We start from the raw sequence: 15,184 nt of genomic DNA on the forward strand, positions 1-15,184 counted from the left end.
GAAAGTTAAAACATGGCCTTGAATATTCTGAACACGAATGGCGCATCGATCACCAAGACCGGCGCCGAGTTCGAAGCCTACGATGTCATCCGCTATTCCGCCGCTAATCCTCACGCCAAGGTCACCCTAGTCATTTCAGGTTCCGGCACGGCCGACCTTGCCGAGGAGCTGGGATCGGTTTCCGCGGAGGTCACCGGTTCGAACAGTGACAATGCGATCACAACAGGCGCAGGCAACGACATCATTCAGGGCTATGCCGGAAATGACCAGCTGAATGGCGGCGATGGCAACGACCAGATCAACGGCGGCGCCGGAAATGACGTCATCAGGGGCGGCACGGGCGACGACACGATCGTGGATATTGATGGTGGTTTTACTGATGACACAGTCTTCGATATCGATGCGGGCGACGGCAATGATGCCGTGGTCGTGGGGGATTTAGTCGATGGTGCGAATTCCGGAACAGTCGACGGCGGAGCCGGCATTGACAAGCTGAAAGCCTACAATCTTACCGGCATAACGATCCAGAATTTCGAAATCCTTGAAACGTCGATAGGCACTGTCGGTACTGCGGCGCAGTTCGAAAGCTTCGACAAGATCACCTTCTCCGACGGTCCGCTCGGCGAAAACCTTGCCGTCACCCTGAAATTGACGGACGGCGCCCATGCCGACCTTTCGGACGAGCTGGGAAGCCGCTCGGCCTACATCTCCGGCATCGGCTCCAATATCGACGTCAAGACCGGCGGCGGTGACGACGTGTTGACAGGAACCGACGGCAACGACATTTTTGACAGTGGCGCTGGTAACGATACCATCAATGCCGCTGCGGGCAACGACACCATCAAAAGCGGCGCAGGCAACGATACCATCATCGACGGCAAGTCTTACGGCTATGGCGAGGTCTTCGATATAGACGCCGGCAGCGGCAACGATATCGTGACCCTAACCGTATATGGATCCGACATCGCGTTCTCAGGAACAGTCGATGGCGGCGCCGACACCGATACGCTGAACGCCGGCAGCCTTGTCGGTCTTACCGTGAAGAACTTCGAAATCCTGGAAACATATGAAGGCAATCTTCTTAGTGGGGGCGTGCTTGGTTCGGCCGCGCAGTTCGAAAGTTTCGACCAAATCCTCCTCTCCCGAGGACCGGTTTTCGAGGACATGCTTATCTCCCTGAGATTGGCCGACAGCGCCCATGCGGATCTCTCCGACGAGTTGGCAGACCGCTCGGCCTCCATCAGCGGCACCGCCTTCGGCATCGACGTCAAGACCGGCGGCGGCGACGACGTTTTTACAAGCACTGGCGGCAACGACACTTTCGACGGTAGCGCCGGCACCGACACGGCGGTCTTCTACTTCAATTTCGCCAATTATTCCCTCTCGGTGAACAATGGCGATCATATCCTGACAAGTGCGCAGGGGGGGACGGACACGCTGCGTAACATCGAATTTGCTCGTTTTGCCGATGGCGTCTATGATTTCGCCACGGAAACTTTCACGCGCAACAACACCGCGCCGACTGATATCCAGCTCTCAAAGACCGCTCTGTTGGAGAGCACTCCGCTCTGGACCACAGTCGGTCTGCTGAGCGCCAAGGATGCCGATGGCGACGCCCTCACCTACACGCTGCTCGACGGCGCTGGCGATCACTTCCGGCTCAAGGGCAACCGTATCGTCACTTCGAAGGCACTGGACTACGAGACTGACAAGTCGCACACGATCAAGGTGGCCGTCTCGGACGGCAAGGTCACCGTTGAAAAGGACATCGTGATCAACATCCTCGACGTCAACGAAGCCCCCGTCAACAAGGCGCCGATCAATCTCGCCTTCTCGCGCGGCTCGATCTCCGAAAACGTCGCGATCGGCACCTCGGTCGGCCTTCTCTCAGCCATCGATCCGGAAGGCGGCGCCGTGAAATGGCGGCTGACGGATGATGCGGACGGCGTCTTCAAGCTCGTCGGCAACAAGATCCAGACGAAGGCAGCGATCGACTACGAAAGCACCCACAGCCTGACCTTCACCGCCGAAGCCTATGACGCGGACGGAAACATCACCAGCCACGATTTCACGCTTTCCGTTAAGGACGTCTTCGAGCCGTCGTTCTCGAGCTTGTCGCATGAGGCTTTGATCTAGCGCATCCCCGGCGCAAAACCGTGCAGCGGTTTTGCGCGACAGGCTTCAGCCACGACACGATTCCCCCGGACGCAGAGATGCGTCCGGAATGGCTTGAGAGACAGGCAGCCGGCAAGATACGCCAGTGCTCTCCGCTTCGAATGAGCGCCAGTGCTTCGAGGCTCCAGTCTGTGGAATCCGCACCTCAGCGTGAACAGGCGCCGCGCCCCACCCGGGGAATTCCCATCATCAGCGCGGATGCCCGCATGGTTAAGACCATCTAAAGCCTTGCCTGGATTTCATCCGAGGATCGAATAACACTCCTGCTGACGGCCGTGTCTTGCGGTTGCCGTGCTACAAGAGCGGAACCGATTCTTTGAGGCGCCCCTCCGGCTCATGGAAAGGCGGAAACGCTCGGCGCGGGTTGTCGGCTTGAACGCCGAAGGGATAAGCCATGCTCATGATTGTATTTATATTCGGCCTTTCGATCGCCGTTTCGCAGCTCATCTGCACGCGGTTGCCGACTGGCTTCCTCTATTCCCTGCTCGCCTGGCTTTGCACCGTCGTGGCCGCCTTTGCCGCCACCGTCATGGCCTTCGCCGCCCTCTATTTCGCCGACCCCGTGGCCATTACGCCCAGCGACCTCGTAGCGTCGTCAGCGATCAATTTCACGGAGGCGCTCCTGCTCTCACCGTTCGTGGTCTGGTTCCTGCGCCGAAAGGCACGCAAGCAGGCCGCCGCGCCCGAGGCATGAGGCGAGGCAAATGCCCGGGTCCAGTCCGCGACGTTGTACCGCCACCAAACCACTTCTGGGGGAATCCGTGTCCGGCTATCGAAATCCGTCGCGGCGTCTCATTCCCGTACGGAATCCCGATCTGGCACAGCCGTGCAAACATCTGCTAACTATTCGTCAAGTATCTGAATCTTCGGCCTTTCCTGTCATAATAGCGGCCACGCTATAATAAAGTCGCTTGCTTTTTGCCCGAAATGCTGGCACCAATTCATCCACTCGGGCATTTGCATGCCGGTGACTGGACCGATGTGGTAATCCCTTCCGTGACGGAGGGCGCGCGGGAATACCCGCCTACGTAGACGTTCTTTCCCCGTACGTGACTTCTCCGACTGACCCTTCGTCCCAGACGACCGGGGCGAAAGCTAAAGCCGTCCGCTTCCTCTCGGGGGCGCGGATACTACACAGACTAAGGGAAAAGGACTATCCCAATGGCCACCAAGGGCACCGTAAAATTCTTCAACCAGGACAAGGGTTTTGGTTTCATCACGCCGGACGGCGGCGCAAAGGACGTTTTCGTCCACATCTCTGCGCTGCAGGCTTCTGGCATCCAGTCGCTGCGCGAAGGCCAGCAGGTCACCTTCGACACCGAGCCGGATCGCATGGGCAAGGGCCCGAAGGCCGTCAACATCTCGGCTTCGTAAGTCAGACTTCCGCTTCGGCGGCATGGACGGCGCTCCGCAAGGGGCGCCGTTTTTGTTTGTTGACAAGCCTTGCCCGCACTCGAAGTCATCCTCGGCCCTGTGCCGAGGATCTGCTGCACGCCTCGCGTGAGGCACCGTTTTTGTTTTGGTGGCCCGAATTTGTCGATGGCACGGCCAGGTGTTATATACGCGCTTGGTGGACGATCACGCCCAGACGGCGGTGATGGCACACGAACAAAGGAACAATGGAAACGTCGATGACTGAGAAGAGGCCGATATTTGCGGTCGCCCAAATGATCGATTTTCCCGACAATAAAAATTCTATGTGATTATTCAGGGCTTTACAAGTTTGTCGCCTGCTGATGTAAAAAAAAGTAACAAAGCGGGGGCGCTAAAGTGCGGTATCTTCTTGGTGAGCCTGTTCTAGACATCATCATGGCTTTGCGAGCTGGGGTCAGCAACTCCCAGCATGTCGATTTGGACACCGCCCTGGAGATCGCGCCGCGGCTTGAAGTTCTGCGTCAGCTTGTCATTAGGAACCATCATATCCTAGATGACGCTAGTCTGAGTCGGATGCTTACCGAAATCGAAGCAATAGACAGCAGTACTTCTTTCATGCGGCTTGACCTCGTTTCATTGGTCGTTCGAGACCGCATGCGACCCGGGAAGAAAGAGACCCGCAATGACATTCGAACGACCTTTACGGCTGCGCTGAAGCTCCTATTGAATCATGTACGAGACGCGGAACAGCTTGGGACGGAATTGGACGGGAGTGCCGCCGTCCCGCGTGAGCTTGCCCCTCCAGATAAGCGCACTATCGATCGCCTGGTCAATCTTGTTCCCGAGCAAAAACTTGCACCCGTACAGTTCAAGATCCATGAGGGGTTCTTGTCAGTGGATCACCAACCTTCAGTGGCCTCAAATAGAGATATCAAGAGCGCCGATTCCGCGCGAGAGGCACTTGTATCTCAAGGCAAGACGGTTGTTGAAGAGCTGGGTCGATCGAACTGCGACACGCGTTTTCTCGAAACTATAATTTCGCTCCAATCGAAACTGGAGGCGGCGGATGACGTTATCCAGCTTGGAATTTTGAACATCTCTTGTGACGAAATGGCGAAAAGGTATGACGCCGAGCTGAGTGGCGCGGTGGCTGCGCGTCTGCGCGCGCACATCAATTCCGTCGCCGCGTATGTGGCGCAGTTTCCCGACTGGCGCCGGTACACGGAAAATGCTGCTGTCGTCGAGCTTGATGAAAGTGATATTAGGAAGTCGGTCGGCATCGCCGATGAAATAGTTTCTAGCTTGAGCGATGAACCTGAACTGATAGACCCCGAAGTTCCTCATACAATCAAGCTAATAAAAGAAGCAGTTGGCGACCCTAATCGCGCCCTCAAACGAACTTCCTACGCGCTGTTTAGGACGTTGGAAAATTTATTCAGCAAAGTGTTCGAATTCGGGGCTGCGTTCGCGTCTGACCTCGCCACTCAAACGTCCACAAGACTAGCCAAATGGGGCTCACGCGCCGTAGCGGGCGGGCTAATTACACTAGTGTTGGGGTGGGCGGGAGCGCTCACCCCAATATTCCAACGACTTCCCGACGCTGGTTGGCTGACGCCTGCGATCTCGTTAATGCGAACGATTGGGTTTTGATAGCCTCTCATGCCGCCCTTATCCCCATGCCGGTTTGGCGATAGCGAATACGGCGGAAAGGTGGAAAAGATAGTTCCCTACGGTTTGCGGTTTCCGGCCTTCGCTAAATTCCTCGGCAAGCCCGACGATATCTTGACTGGTGATCTTCTCGCAGAGCTTCCCGGCAATCGGAAAATCCTTGATCTTCGCAAGAACCTGGGCCTTCGTCCGGCCTATGGCTTTCAGGCTCGTTTCAATGTATTTGTCGATCGCATCTGCAAGGGTTGCTTGAGGCTTTGATAAGCGCTCGATGGCGCCGGGTTGATTTAGCTCATCCTCTCGCTTGATTATCCACCCATTGGCGGCGGCTTTCCGGTCGAAGGTCTGGCTTTCCTTGTAGATTACCCCGTCGCGGTTGATGCGGATATTCGCCATGTGGGCGATTGTGCCGTCTTTCCGCTTTCTAGATACGATGGTTCCCAGTTGTCACACGACCCCTTTGACTGTCACAATGTACCAATTGATTGAACGAATACCCGCTGATGTAGCGATAACAACAACAAAACACAACATGTTGCGATTGCGGTTCAACGTGAAAATCAATAATGCGAAGGGAAATCAATGAGATACGGCAGCAAAAAATTTGCCGTTGCGCCGATGATCGACTGGACGGATCGGCATTGCCGTTATTTCCACCGCCAGATCAGCCGCGAGGCGCTGCTTTATACCGAGATGGTGGTGGCCGACGCGATCATCCACGGCCCGCGCGAGCGGCTGCTCGGCCATGACGCCGCTGAACATCCGCTGGCGCTGCAGCTCGGCGGATCGGACCCGGCGAAGCTTGCCGAGGCGGTGAAGCTTGCCGAGCCTTACGGTTATGACGAGATCAACCTCAATGTCGGCTGCCCCTCCGACCGCGTGCAGTCGGGCACCTTCGGCGCCTGCCTGATGCTGACGCCGGAGACGGTCGCCGCATGCGTCACTGCGATGAAGGCGGTCGCAACCGTGCCGGTGACGGTGAAATGCCGGATCGGCGTCGACGAGCAGGAGCCGGAAGAGGCGCTGCCCCAGCTCATCACCCGTGTTCTCGATGCCGGCGCCGATGCGATCTGGGTCCATGCCCGCAAGGCCTGGCTCAAGGGCCTGAGCCCCAAGGAGAATCGCGAGATCCCGTCGCTCGATTACGACATCGTCTATCGGATGAAGGAGCGGTGGCCCGACGTCTTCATCGGCATCAATGGCGGCATCCGCACGCTCGACGAGGCGGTCGCCCATCTCGAACATGTCGACGGCGTCATGCTCGGCCGGGCCGCCTATCAGAACGCCGCGATCCTTTCCGATGTCGACCAGCGCTTCTTCGGTGCGCCCGTGGCCGAGCCGGACTGGGATGGCTTGCGCGACCGGATGATGGCCTATGCCGAACGCCACATCGCCAGCGGCGGCCGTCTGCAACACGTCGCCCGCCACATGGTCGGCCTCTTCACCGGCCTGCCCGGTGCCCGACGCTACCGCCAGATTCTTTCGACCGATGCCGCCAAAACCGGCGCCGGCCCGGAAGTGATTGCGGCTGCGTTTGCAGCGGTGGATTTTTCCGGGGTGGAGCAAGAGGCGGTGAGTGCCTGACGTAAGGTGATGTATTCGCAGTGGTGAGTGGCCGGCATACTGCTGCTACTTTTCATCCCACTGGTGGCCGGGGATGAGGCAGCGGCGCACTCCCTCTTCGCCCCAGCGGGGGTCCGCAGGACGGGCGAGACCCGTGGCTCGCCCCGGTCGATGCCCGTTAGGGCAGATGGGGGGGGGGAGCGACGTCAGGAGCGAATGCCTGAGCGCAAGCGAAGAGCAATATTGAGCGGCGTGCCGTGAAGCCCCCTCATCCGCCTGCCGGCACCTTCTCCCGATGGGGGAGAAGAGACAAGTGGCGGCGCGGCGCTCCCTCTTAATGTCGCAGAGGATTGGATCAGCCACGAGAGATCATACACGCCAGTCACGACACCCTCGCCACCGCCTCATAGGCCACAGCCCGCTCCCTGTTCTGCCGCGCCTTCAACACCAACACCCCCGCAACCACCACGACGACCACGACAATCCCCGCAATCAGCAGCCAGTTGACCTCGCCGCCGAGCGCCACATTGCGACTGGATCGATTTCTTGACATCGCTCGCCGCCGCCTTCTTCAGCGTCTCGGCTCCGACCGCACCATCGACCCTCGCGCCGACCACCGCCTGCAATGTCCTGGCTGCGCGCGCCGTTCCCGAATTGACGCCGAAATCGAATGTCACCAGGTCGAGACCTGCTGGAAGCGCCTCGGCGCCGAGCGGCCGCCAGTAATTCCGCTCGTAGATCGGTCTGACATCGGCAATCGTCAGCTTCGCGATATCGAGATTGGGGTAGCTCGCGGCGGCGATGCCGTATTTGGTGCCTTTCAATATCCCCTTGCCGACGGCGCCGCCGGTCCAATTCCCCGGATCGCGCCTGTCTGCGGTGAAGCCGCCTTCATAGGCAAGCGTGATCGGCAGGCAGGCGGATATATTTCCCTTGGCCATGGCAATCTTCCTCTTGGAGTGAAACCGCGACAACTATTGCCGATGAAGAGTTGTCGGGACCGAACACCCCTTGCGGAACTCCTGCCCATCGCCCCCGGAAGATCGGTCGAAAATGCCCATGATCGCCCGCCAAGAGCGGCGCTGGACCGCGAGGGGTCGATCTTCAATCCAGCGCAATCAGGGAAACCGGGATGAGCAAAGCCGCGATGGGCAACTCTCGCGGCTTTGCCATATTGGGTGGTGGCCGATTTAATGGATTGAGGTGGCCGCCGCCCCCGTCCTGCGTGGCTTCAGCCTCAGGCGCCAAAGGTAGCCCTCATGGTGAGGCGAACCACGAGGGCGGGCGGCAGGCCGAATCCAGCCTCTCAAAACGCCCTCTCCTCCTCATCCACACCATTCTCCTCAAAAACCGGATTGAGAAACACCACCCGGTCCTCTCCGTTTTTGCGGTCGCGGCTGGCGGTCCAGCCGAGTTTCTTCATGATGCGGCCGATGCGGTTCGCGTGGCGCCAGTCGGCATCCTTGGCCGATATGCCGAGGCTCTTCAGGATATCGAACTGGGCGACCGACCTCCGGCCCGTGAGCGTCGGAACGATCACCTCGACCCAGACGTCGACATCGGTGCGCTTCTCCTGCTCGGCGACAACAGCCTGCTGCTCCTCTTCCTGCACCCACCAGGGCGTCTTGGCCTTGTAGAGGGCAACGGCTTCCGCCCAGAGCTGGTCGCGATCAGCGCCGAGCGCCTCGATGTCGATGCGCCCGACCGTCAGCGGCCAGAAGCTGCGTCCGCCCGTGGTATCCTTGAGATAAGGATTGCCGTCGGGATTGATCGTGCCGCAGAGGCAGACCCGGCGCGGCGCCTCGACCACCGATCGGCCGTAGGGCGGGCGGTAACGATCGGTCTGCTTGCGCAGGAATTTTTTGACCGCGCTGGTCTCCGAGGCATTGAAGCGATGCATTTCCGCGACCTCCAGTCCCCAGATGCCCTGCATCTCCATCATCGCGTCCTTCGAGCCGATATCGGATAATTCGTCGGTGAAGAAATCATCGCCATAGAGCATGCGCACGGCGGTGGATTTCCGCGCGCCCTGCGGGCCTTCGAGGATCGGCATCGTATCGACCTTGCAGCCCGGCTGCAGCCCGCGCGCCACGCTCGAGATCAGCCAGCGCGTGCCGACCGTTCGGGCATAGGGCGTATCCTCGATGCCCATGTAATAGGTCAGCCAGTTGTGCAGCCGTGGCCTGCCGTCCCAGACGAGCCCTTCGAGATAGTCGGTCAGCCGGTCGAAACGCGCATGTTCGGCCACCGTCTGAATGACGGGAGCGATGGTCGCGACCTTAGGCGTCATGTCGTTTCCCTCCAGCCACATGACGGCCTCGCTGTAATCGCGATCCTCCAGCATGCGTTCGCGCCAGCTGCCCCTGGCGGGGTCCCACGGCGGCCGGCGCATCAGCACGACGCGCATCTTGAAAGTGTCGAAGGCGAAGATGCCCGAAAGATCGGGATGGCATTCCAGGAACAGCGCCCAGTTGCGCGTTGCGCCCGGCTTGACCCTGCCCTTCTCGCTGCGCAGCAGCTCCATCTGCCAACCACCGTCGGCGGCGATGATTTTGCCGGCAGCCGTTGGCGGCACCTTGCGCACCTTCTCCGCCACGGGAGGCGTCCATGGCCGGGCCGCCGCCTGGATCAAGGCCGTGAGCTCATCCTCGGTCCAGCCGTCGGCGACGGCATCGGCGGCATCCCAGCCCTTGGGAGGCGTGCGCCCGCGGAGCCAGTCGGCATAGAGATAGGGAGGGGATGCCATGAGTGCTGCGCGCCGCCTTATCGAACGACGCCGAGGACGCGATAATTGCAGCCGAGACCGGTCAGGATCGCGCCGATCTCGTCGGCGGCCTTCATTCCGGCTATCACTCCGGTTTGCGGATGCGGCCGATCGGCATCCGGCCACATGACGACGCTACGGCCGGCAAGCAGCGACCAGTCGGCATGTTTCACCCCTTGTGTGCCGCCGGGCCAGGAGATGACGGTGCGCCCGGTCGCGGCCGAGAGTGCGTCGCGGCACTTCTCGCCCTCGACGACAAGCACCGCCCTCGCCTCGCCAAGCCGGTCAAGGCCATAGAGCGGGCGCGGTTTGGGAAAAGGAAAACGGCACCATGTCTCACTGCCATCAGGCAGCTGCACCCACATGACCATCGGCGTTTCCTTGCCGCCGCCCGCAAGGTCGTGGCGCAGGACATAGCCGATCAGGCGGCCATCCTGCCCGCGATAGGGAAAGACCATCGACGGCGCGAAGGCGCCCCATTCGGATCGCTCTCCCCGGCGCTTCGGATTATAGAGGCGCACCGGCCTGCCGCATTCGATGGGTGCAGCGGGCGGCGCCAGCGCTACGATCTCGGCATAGACGTCCAACGGCGGCGTTCTCGCAGGCACGGGATTCGGCGCGGCGACGCGGCCGCCCAACACGCCCAGCGCCTCAGGGAGATCGATGCCCTTAATTTTCCTAACGAAATCGATCACGTCGCCATGCGCGCCGCAGCCGAAGCAGTGGAAGCGCTCGATACGGTCCTTCCCAGGAAAAATGGTGAAGGAGGGCGTCGCCTCGGCATGAAAAGGGCAGCAAGCAACGAATTCGCGCCCGGCCCGCTTCAATGCCAGCCCATGACGAGCCGCCACATCGGACAGGCAAATCTCACGGCGCACGCGTTCGACTTCGGTCATCTCAGTCCCCTGATTTGATCGCTGTGATCGTCACAACGTTTTTGGCGGATGCATGTCGCCCAGAACGGGCAACGGTTTGGGGCGACATGCATAAAAACAAGGGCTGAAGCGCGCAGCATGAATCAATTCGAGGCGGCGCGCTTTGGCTGCGATGCAGGCTTTGGCGGGGAAATTTCAGGCGCGGCGAGCCGGCGTGATCTCGCCTGCCATGACCAGCCGGTATCCCTGGCGATAGCCGACATTTTCGATGCCGATGCCGGAGCCATCCAGCCGGGTGCGCAGATGGCAGAGCGCCACCTTGAAGGCGGCATACATGCGCGTCGGCGACGGCCCGCCATCGGCATCATCGACATACATCGCATCGAAGATCCGCTCGGTCTGCACCGGCATGCCTTTGCCGCGCCACACCGCGCCGAGAATACGCGCCTGCAGGGGCGTCACATCATATCGATCGACGACGATCTCGAGAGAGGGCGCCGCCACCGGCTGTTTACAGCACGGGCAGCTGATCGGCTCCATTTCCGCCACGCCCGCCCCGACTTTGTGGGCGACGTGCTCCCTCCGCGCATGTTCGGCGCCCTCACCCGAAACCGGCCGCTTAGTCGCCGCCGGCGACAATCTGACTTTCCTGTCCACTGCCGTCATCGAATTCACCATTCCTTTCCGTCTCGGTTTGCCGTCCGGTTCGTCCGGCCTGTCTCGTCTTCAAAGCTTTTTGTCATCAGCCCGGCGGTCCGATCATGACCCGGCAACCAGCCGCCGGATCTCGTTCTCATAAGGCGCCATGTGCCAGAGGCAGCGCACCAGCGCCTGCAACTCACCGGCCTCGTCACGCGTAATCGTTATCAGCGCCTCATCGGCCGGCGCCCCACCGCGCATCAGGCAATGACCGACGATCCCGTCGAGCAGTTCTGCCTGGCGAAGAAGGCTCCGGGGCCGCCCCCTCATCGCTGCTCCGGCATCATTTCATCGGCCGAAAGCTCGATGCCGCGCTCGCGCGCCACCTTCATCAGCAGCAGCTGATCGCGGCCGCTGATCAGCCCTTCGCCATCGCCGAGCGCCCGGCTGATCTTCGAGCGGTGACGCCCCATCGCCCGCGCCAGCTCTGCCGGGGAAAGGCCGATCTTCTCGTGTACCTTCCGCCATGGCGTCTTGTGGTCCTTACCGAGCTTTTGCACGTCCGCCCTTTCGCCATGATGTGATAATAGCAACATACGATGCGGCAACGACATCGTCAAGAGCAATCCGACGCGGAATGGGATTTTATTCCGAAACCATTGGAAATTGCTACCATTGAAGGTTACAAAAGGAATATTTTCCTTTCATGTATTGACTCCGGCAAGTGATGTCAATTATCTAGGTTGTAGAACGAAGGAGGAACAACAGGAGTTCTCGACCGCCGGCATGGGCTTGGCGCCGCTAGCCTCCGTCACGAGCCCATGCAATTTACGCAACGCGATGCGGAAGCCCCGCAAACGCTTGCCGTTTGTTGCGAAATCTGCAACAACTCGGTTTCATCAAACGATGTTTGAAGGAACCGCGATGACCGAAATCGACAAGAAGTGGTTTTTCCAGAAGCTGGACGAACGGCAGAAATCTGTCAGGGGCCTTGCGCGGCATCTCAGCATAGATCCTTCCGCCGCTTCGCGCATGCTGTCTGGCACGCGGAGAATGAAGATGGAAGAAGCAAATCAGATTGCGCTGTTCCTGGGCGTTTCGCTCTCGGATGTGATCAATCATGCCGGCGTTTCGGTCGAGCCGGACGGCACCCCCACCCGCATCCTGCTGGCGGCGGTTATCAACGAGGCAGGCTCGGTCGAGCGGCTGAAGGAGCCGCGTCCCCTGCCCCAGGCCGTCATCGACCGCGCCAAGGCCGCCGTCCGGGACTTCGTCGAAGGCCAGGTCATCGCCGCCCAGGTGCGCGCGGCTTCGGGACCGCTGTCGATCTGGGACGATGCCGTCATCCTCTTCGGCCATACCGACGAAGTCGAGACGGCGGCAATCGGCGTCCTCTCCATCTGCCGCACCCGAGGCGGCGATCAGATCATGGCCAAGGTCGAGCGCGCCAGAAAGACCGGCGAAGCCCGCATCCAGACGGCGTCCGGCGCGACCGAGGAAACCCTGCTCGATACCGCAACCCCGGTGCTGGCGGTCATTCCGTAATTCCCAGGGTCGCGAAGCGATCCCGTTGTCGCGAAGTCGTCGGCCAGCAGTCGTTCAGTCATCAGCCGTTCCCAGTCCATCACGACCGCGCCAGCGGCACCAAGCTCTTCGTCTCGATCCGCCCCGCCACCGAAAACACCAGAACCTCCGTCTCCCTACCGATCCTGCTGCCGTCCATCAGCCTGACGATGTCGTCGACGCCGCCGACCGCGCTGCCATCGATGGCGAGGATATAATCCCCCTCCTGCAACCCGCCCATGGCCGCCGGTCCGTCCGGCTCGACGCGACGGATGCGCACGGACGTCGTCTGCACCGTGCCGGCCGCAAGCGCAACCCGGCGGGGAAGCACGATCGTGTCGCCTGATATGCCGATGAAGGCGCGCCTGACCTGGCCATAACGGAGGATCTCCGAAACCACGAAATTGGCCGTATTCGACGCCACTGCAAAAGCGATGCTCTGCGCGCCTTGGATGACAGCGGTGTTGACGCCGATTACCTCCCCACCCGAAGACACCAGCGGCCCACCCGAATTGCCGGGGTTGAGCGCCGCATCGGTCTGGATCACGTCTTCCATCAACCGGCCGCTTGCCGCCCGCATCGACCGGCCGAGCGCCGAAACGATGCCGGCGGTCACAGTCCATTCGAAGCCGAGCGGATTTCCGATCGCAATCGCGATGTGGCCCCGGCGCAGGCGCTGGGAATCCCCGAGCTTCGCCCAGGCGCCGGTGCTGGAATTGGCGCGGATGAGCGCGATATCCGTATCGACATCCCGGCCGAGCACGCGACCCTCGGTGGCGAAACCGTCGGGCGTGGTAATGCGAACGACCTTCGCGTCATCCACGACATGACTGTTGGTGATGATGAGACCATCCGGCGAGACGGCAAAACCCGACCCATGCCCCTGGCGGCCACCGACCCTTTCGATCCGGCTGACCGCCGGCCCGACCACATCGACCGCCGCCGCAATCGATTGCGAATAGGCATCGATCAGCGCCCCGTCATTCTGAGGCACGATCTCCTTGTCCATATAACCCATGATCTGATCCTCAGGCGGCAAGAACGGCCGCCCCGCCGCCGGCGAAGCCATCACGATTGCGACGGTCCGCCTTGGCGCTGTTGTGTAGGGATTAAGTGGTTGGGCGAGGAGTTGCGTTCAAGTGAGGTGATGGCGGGTCGGACATGGAAGCAAGGTCAATCCGGCGCCCGAGACACTTTTGCCTAACCTCCTCGGCCCGCCAGCGGCTTGAATAACACTACCGGCGCCGGTAAGGCCACCGCGTGGAGGCAGCATCGCGGTGGTTGGTTGAGGGCCTTGTGACTGCCCGCAAAACGGTCCCGCTATTACTTCGGCAGGCAGAATCTTGCCATCAAAAGCAGCGCCAAATTCCGGATGGCGAGACATGCTGTCCCCGGGTGACGAAATCTTAGCCGTCGACCTTCATCAGCAGCGATGCGGACAATTCGGCAGCGGCATGCAACATGACATCACCGGGCAAACCGCCGCGCGATCAATGCCCCGGCATCCCCAATCACGATAGCGGGAACCAGTACCAGCGCCATGCTGTGAATATCAGGGGGAACATCGATCACGACGAGATGAAGCCCGAACCACGGATTGACGATCTGGACGAGATAGATCGATGCCCACCAGATGCCAAAGGGAACGACGATCAGCCATCGGCCGACCCGCGTCGCGCTCCAGCGGTCGGCGGCCTCAGCAACCGCGATATCACGCGCCGCCTCAATGCTTTTGATCGCCTGCTCGGCGGCAAGCCGCTTCTCATCGGTCTCGGCATCAAGCTTCGCCTGCAAGGCTGAAAGCAGCGGCGCCGTGAACGTCTCCATCACACCGCCGAGAAGAGGCCTCGCCAGCCAGCTCACCGCGCCCACCCAAACCGGTTGGCAAGATAATACCAGGCCTCCGCGGAAAGACCGATCACGGCGCCGACGGCGATTTCGACGATCATCGAAATATCCGGATCACCCGAAATCAGGCCGCCAATATCGGGCGAGAGGGCGCCCTTCGCCACCAGCGCGGCGGCGAGATAGCGCAGGGCAATGCGAATGATGACGCTCGTCATTTCAGATGTCTCCTTGGAACCGCTATCCTAAGTTGGCAAAAGTTGCCCGCTGAATTAGGGACCAATCTGCGTGAGAGAACCAGACGCGATAATCTTAAAACCGGCACCAACTGCCAGGACGATGACGGGGGTGAGAACGGCCCAGATGGCCCTACCGATCCTGTTCGTCAGTTTGTCGACACTGCCCTCGATCCGCGCCAAGGCGGCATTGATGTGCGGATGCTGCGCCTCCAGATTGACGACGCGCTCCTTCAACCCGCTCACCCTTTCGTGCAGCTTCTCGATTTCCGCTCTGATTTGCTGATCCATGGATTTATTCGGCCTGATTGCTCAGTGCAGCATGGCACTGATGGTTAATTTGCGGCGACTAACTGAATTAGGAGAGCTCGGCGCCAAAGGTCGCCTATCTGGGCCGGGGGTGACACCCCTGGTTTGGGAGAAAAGGTCCATTTGCGAATCCTTTCTCCTCCTGCGCCAATTGGTCGGCCAGAACGGAGGTA

Annotated in this window: 17 protein-coding genes; 6 read left to right on the forward strand and 11 right to left on the reverse strand. The window is 60.5% G+C overall.

Annotated features, from left to right (window positions below; all coding sequences use genetic code 11):
• The first annotated feature begins 12 nt into the window (after nt 1-12).
• The 4 genes from EFQ99_RS31400 (at nt 13) to EFQ99_RS31415 (ending at nt 5,199) form a co-directional block, all read left to right on the forward strand.
• Nucleotides 13-2,136, forward strand: coding sequence for a calcium-binding protein (locus EFQ99_RS31400; protein ID WP_126924942.1), 2,124 nt, complete (start codon nt 13-15; stop codon nt 2,134-2,136).
• Between the two features lie 433 nt (nt 2,137-2,569).
• Complete coding sequence (locus tag EFQ99_RS31405; RefSeq protein ID WP_208722846.1) at nt 2,570-2,869, forward strand: hypothetical protein; 300 nt, start codon at nt 2,570-2,572, stop codon at nt 2,867-2,869.
• Nucleotides 2,870-3,336: 467 nt separating this feature from the next.
• Nucleotides 3,337-3,549 carry a cold-shock protein gene (locus EFQ99_RS31410; protein WP_003540801.1) on the forward strand — a complete coding sequence of 71 codons (213 nt, stop codon included), beginning with the start codon at nt 3,337-3,339 and terminating at the stop codon, nt 3,547-3,549.
• Between the two features lie 396 nt (nt 3,550-3,945).
• Nucleotides 3,946-5,199: a hypothetical protein gene (locus tag EFQ99_RS31415; RefSeq protein ID WP_126924944.1), complete on the forward strand. Its 1,254-nt coding sequence runs from the start codon at nt 3,946-3,948 to the stop codon at nt 5,197-5,199.
• An 18-nt stretch (nt 5,200-5,217) separates the two neighbouring features.
• Here the strand turns inward: EFQ99_RS31415 and EFQ99_RS31420 are convergent, their stop codons facing one another.
• The gene (locus EFQ99_RS31420) at nt 5,218-5,613 is read right to left on the reverse strand and encodes a hypothetical protein (protein WP_126924945.1); all 396 of its coding nucleotides are present in this window, start codon (nt 5,611-5,613) and stop codon (nt 5,218-5,220) included.
• 186 nt (nt 5,614-5,799) lie between these two features.
• On the opposite strand from EFQ99_RS31420, the gene dusA reads away from it, so the two are divergent.
• Nucleotides 5,800-6,801 (forward strand): tRNA dihydrouridine(20/20a) synthase DusA, encoded by a 1,002-nt coding sequence (gene dusA / locus EFQ99_RS31425; RefSeq protein ID WP_126924946.1) that lies wholly within the window; start codon nt 5,800-5,802, stop codon nt 6,799-6,801.
• A 383-nt stretch (nt 6,802-7,184) separates the two neighbouring features.
• On the opposite strand, the gene EFQ99_RS31430 is transcribed toward dusA, so the two are convergent.
• The 6 genes from EFQ99_RS31430 to EFQ99_RS31455 form a co-directional block, all read right to left on the reverse strand.
• Complete coding sequence (locus EFQ99_RS31430; RefSeq protein WP_126924947.1) at nt 7,185-7,721, reverse strand: glycosyl hydrolase 108 family protein; 537 nt, start codon at nt 7,719-7,721, stop codon at nt 7,185-7,187.
• Nucleotides 7,722-8,086: 365 nt separating this feature from the next.
• Nucleotides 8,087-9,526 carry a virulence-associated E family protein gene (locus EFQ99_RS31435; RefSeq protein ID WP_126924948.1) on the reverse strand — a complete coding sequence of 480 codons (1,440 nt, stop codon included), beginning with the start codon at nt 9,524-9,526 and terminating at the stop codon, nt 8,087-8,089.
• 17 nt (nt 9,527-9,543) lie between these two features.
• Nucleotides 9,544-10,440: a CHC2 zinc finger domain-containing protein gene (locus EFQ99_RS31440; RefSeq protein ID WP_126924949.1), complete on the reverse strand. Its 897-nt coding sequence runs from the start codon at nt 10,438-10,440 to the stop codon at nt 9,544-9,546.
• Nucleotides 10,441-10,614: 174 nt separating this feature from the next.
• Nucleotides 10,615-11,085: a hypothetical protein gene (locus tag EFQ99_RS31445; RefSeq protein ID WP_245441619.1), complete on the reverse strand. Its 471-nt coding sequence runs from the start codon at nt 11,083-11,085 to the stop codon at nt 10,615-10,617.
• A 93-nt stretch (nt 11,086-11,178) separates the two neighbouring features.
• Entirely contained in the window at nt 11,179-11,388 is a 210-nt protein-coding gene (locus EFQ99_RS31450; RefSeq protein ID WP_126924950.1) for a hypothetical protein, read from the reverse strand.
• A complete protein-coding gene (locus EFQ99_RS31455) occupies nt 11,385-11,618 on the reverse strand; it encodes a hypothetical protein (RefSeq protein ID WP_126924951.1) in 234 nt (77 codons plus the stop codon). The genes EFQ99_RS31450 and EFQ99_RS31455 overlap by 4 nt, the downstream gene beginning before the upstream one ends.
• Before the next feature lie 364 nt (nt 11,619-11,982).
• Between EFQ99_RS31455 and EFQ99_RS31460 the strand changes: the two genes are divergently transcribed.
• On the forward strand, nt 11,983-12,603 hold the full coding sequence (locus tag EFQ99_RS31460; protein ID WP_126924952.1) for a helix-turn-helix domain-containing protein: 621 nt from the start codon (nt 11,983-11,985) through the stop codon (nt 12,601-12,603).
• Nucleotides 12,604-12,682: 79 nt separating this feature from the next.
• Here EFQ99_RS31460 and EFQ99_RS31465 read toward each other — a convergent pair whose 3' ends face one another.
• The 4 genes from EFQ99_RS31465 to EFQ99_RS31480 all read right to left on the reverse strand — a co-directional run bounded on the left by EFQ99_RS31465 (nt 12,683) and on the right by EFQ99_RS31480 (nt 14,993).
• On the reverse strand, nt 12,683-13,639 hold the full coding sequence (locus EFQ99_RS31465; protein ID WP_126924953.1) for a S1C family serine protease: 957 nt from the start codon (nt 13,637-13,639) through the stop codon (nt 12,683-12,685).
• 449 nt (nt 13,640-14,088) lie between these two features.
• Nucleotides 14,089-14,484: a hypothetical protein gene (locus EFQ99_RS31470; RefSeq protein ID WP_126924954.1), complete on the reverse strand. Its 396-nt coding sequence runs from the start codon at nt 14,482-14,484 to the stop codon at nt 14,089-14,091.
• Entirely contained in the window at nt 14,481-14,684 is a 204-nt protein-coding gene (locus tag EFQ99_RS31475; RefSeq protein WP_126924955.1) for a hypothetical protein, read from the reverse strand. Before EFQ99_RS31475 ends, EFQ99_RS31470 begins: the two co-directional genes overlap by 4 nt.
• A 54-nt stretch (nt 14,685-14,738) precedes the next feature.
• Nucleotides 14,739-14,993, reverse strand: a complete 255-nt coding sequence (locus EFQ99_RS31480; RefSeq protein WP_126924956.1) for a hypothetical protein — start codon at nt 14,991-14,993, stop codon at nt 14,739-14,741.
• Nucleotides 14,994-15,184 lie beyond the last annotated feature (191 nt).

The sequence above is a fragment of the Rhizobium vallis genome (genome assembly GCF_003985155.1).
In the GTDB taxonomy this organism is placed as follows: Bacteria; Pseudomonadota; Alphaproteobacteria; order Rhizobiales; family Rhizobiaceae; genus Rhizobium; species Rhizobium vallis.

What these genes read in the sequence shown, in the direction of transcription:
- EFQ99_RS31400 (WP_126924942.1), top strand. Translation starts at nt 13, where the DNA reads ATGGCCTTGAATATTCTGAACACGAATGGCGCATCGATCACCAAGACC.
- EFQ99_RS31480 (WP_126924956.1), bottom strand. Translation starts at nt 14,993, where the DNA reads ATGGATCAGCAAATCAGAGCGGAAATCGAGAAGCTGCACGAAAGGGTG.
- EFQ99_RS31445 (WP_245441619.1), bottom strand. Translation starts at nt 11,085, where the DNA reads ATGACGGCAGTGGACAGGAAAGTCAGATTGTCGCCGGCGGCGACTAAG.
- EFQ99_RS31475 (WP_126924955.1), bottom strand. Translation starts at nt 14,684, where the DNA reads ATGACGAGCGTCATCATTCGCATTGCCCTGCGCTATCTCGCCGCCGCG.
- EFQ99_RS31430 (WP_126924947.1), bottom strand. Translation starts at nt 7,721, where the DNA reads ATGGCCAAGGGAAATATATCCGCCTGCCTGCCGATCACGCTTGCCTAT.
- dusA (WP_126924946.1), top strand. Translation starts at nt 5,800, where the DNA reads ATGAGATACGGCAGCAAAAAATTTGCCGTTGCGCCGATGATCGACTGG.
- EFQ99_RS31410 (WP_003540801.1), top strand. Translation starts at nt 3,337, where the DNA reads ATGGCCACCAAGGGCACCGTAAAATTCTTCAACCAGGACAAGGGTTTT.
- EFQ99_RS31420 (WP_126924945.1), bottom strand. Translation starts at nt 5,613, where the DNA reads ATGGCGAATATCCGCATCAACCGCGACGGGGTAATCTACAAGGAAAGC.
- EFQ99_RS31435 (WP_126924948.1), bottom strand. Translation starts at nt 9,526, where the DNA reads ATGGCATCCCCTCCCTATCTCTATGCCGACTGGCTCCGCGGGCGCACG.
- EFQ99_RS31450 (WP_126924950.1), bottom strand. Translation starts at nt 11,388, where the DNA reads ATGAGGGGGCGGCCCCGGAGCCTTCTTCGCCAGGCAGAACTGCTCGAC.
- EFQ99_RS31460 (WP_126924952.1), top strand. Translation starts at nt 11,983, where the DNA reads ATGACCGAAATCGACAAGAAGTGGTTTTTCCAGAAGCTGGACGAACGG.
- EFQ99_RS31405 (WP_208722846.1), top strand. Translation starts at nt 2,570, where the DNA reads ATGCTCATGATTGTATTTATATTCGGCCTTTCGATCGCCGTTTCGCAG.
- EFQ99_RS31465 (WP_126924953.1), bottom strand. Translation starts at nt 13,639, where the DNA reads ATGGGTTATATGGACAAGGAGATCGTGCCTCAGAATGACGGGGCGCTG.
- EFQ99_RS31440 (WP_126924949.1), bottom strand. Translation starts at nt 10,440, where the DNA reads ATGACCGAAGTCGAACGCGTGCGCCGTGAGATTTGCCTGTCCGATGTG.